At 48.2% G+C, this 1,646-nt stretch carries 3 protein-coding genes; all 3 read right to left on the bottom strand.

The window, feature by feature from the left end:
* Positions 1–152: 152 nt before the first annotated feature.
* A complete protein-coding gene (locus D6694_10210) occupies positions 153–542 on the bottom strand; it encodes a hypothetical protein (GenBank protein RMH40275.1) in 390 nt (129 codons plus the stop codon).
* A 13-nt stretch (positions 543–555) separates the two neighbouring features.
* Positions 556–1,440, bottom strand: coding sequence for a DNA adenine methylase (locus D6694_10205; GenBank protein ID RMH40274.1), 885 nt, complete (start codon positions 1,438–1,440; stop codon positions 556–558).
* A gap of 40 nt (positions 1,441–1,480) precedes the next feature.
* Positions 1,481–1,646: hypothetical protein (locus D6694_10200; protein ID RMH40273.1), on the bottom strand; the 166-nt coding region annotated here is incomplete at its 5' end.

Genomic DNA, 1,646 nt, shown 5'->3' with positions numbered 1-1,646 from the left:
GCAGCTCGAGCAACTGCCTCCATACTCTGATGAGGAAACCACCAAGCCCTCAGTCACAGAGCAGCTTTGGGGCGCCGCAGGCAAAGGCGAGCCGAACGAATATGACCTCAATACTATCTATCGATGATGTCGCATGAAAATGAACAGCAGGCTTATAGCCCGAAATATAACTTAAGCCACTCCTCCAAATCTTCAAACCAAACCGCCTTTCCAGTAGCCATAAGAAACCCACTCATATTTTTCGAGAAACCTTCCCCGTCTATAACAACGATTCCGGGAATCGGCCAGTATGCAATGTCCTGTATTGTGGCCGGAATCTTTTCTTCTGCCGAGCCAGACCCTCCTTGATATTTGCACTCAACACCTAACTTACGGTTCGTATCTTTATGTGTTAAGACAACATCAATTCTGCGTCTCGCCCCCCACAGTCGTCTAGCGGCCCGGACTTCCGTTTCGGCCTGCAGGCCAAGTTTTTCTGCAAGCTCCACTACTTTGTTCTTCAGTTCATCCCCTTTACGTGGTGCTCGTCCTTTACCGGCCATCAGTATTCCCTCATCAATAATTTAAGACCACAACTTCTCGAATCAATCCTCTTGAATTGCCCTTAGAATTAATCGCTCTATTTGCGAGAAGAACTTCGATACGGAATTCTTCGTACAGTTCAAGAACTAGAGGGGTGTACGAATTACTTAGCATGCAATAGCAACCTCGCTCTGTAAGTTCTTGAAACACCGACGCGAGAGCATGTTGGTCTTCTTGGTCAAAATTACTAGAAGTATAGCTCGTAAAGTTTGCAGTTGCGCTTAATGGTACGTATGGTGGATCGAAGTACACAAAATCTCCCGGTCGAGCGATAGCAGTCACTGACCGAAAATCGCGGACGTCCAGAAGAGTGCCTTGAAGAGCGTCACTGGCGGCTTTCAGGGTCGCCTCCTGGAAAATCTGAGGATTCTTATAACTCCCCATAGGGACATTAAATTCACCTTTACGGTTTACTCGGTAAAGCCCGTTGAAGCAAGTCTTGTTTAGATAGATAGTGCGCGCTGCTCTTTCGACATCGCTCATAAAAAAATTGGGTTTTCGATCGAGAGCGCGCACTGAATAGTAGTACTCGCGACAATGTTGACGGGCATGTTCTTCTAGCAATTCAATGAGAAGGTCCAGTTGATCTCGTACAACCCGGTAGGTATTGATCAATTCTTCGTTAATATCGAAAAGCAAGGAATGGTCTGATTGGATCTGGCCGCGATTCCAGAGGTAAAAATAAACAGCACCACCGCCAAGAAATGGCTCTATATACCGATTAAACTGGGATGGAAACAACCGCTCGAATTGTTTGAGTAATTGCTGTTTGCCTCCCGCCCATTTCAGAAATGGCTTGGCTTGTCCCCGTGCAAGGGTGGTCTGTTTCGCTTGTTTTGAATCAAAATGCACACTCATTCTTTATTCTTCTCCTCACGATTATTCAGCCCCGGGCGACTTACTCCGTCACAGCAAACCGCAACGCCTTCTTGTCGGCCAGGGCGCCTGTTGGGCAGGTCTGCACGCACTGGCCACAGAAGGTGCAAGCGGAGTCCTTCAGCCAGCCGCCGAACTCCACAGTGATCTGGGTGCGGAAGCCCCGATTTGCCACGCTGATCGCGTAG

This window comes from Gammaproteobacteria bacterium, assembly GCA_003696665.1.
In the GTDB taxonomy this organism is placed as follows: domain Bacteria; phylum Pseudomonadota; class Gammaproteobacteria; order Enterobacterales.
Note: the sequence above shows the minus strand (reverse complement) of the source record. Positions and strands in the feature narration are given on the sequence as shown.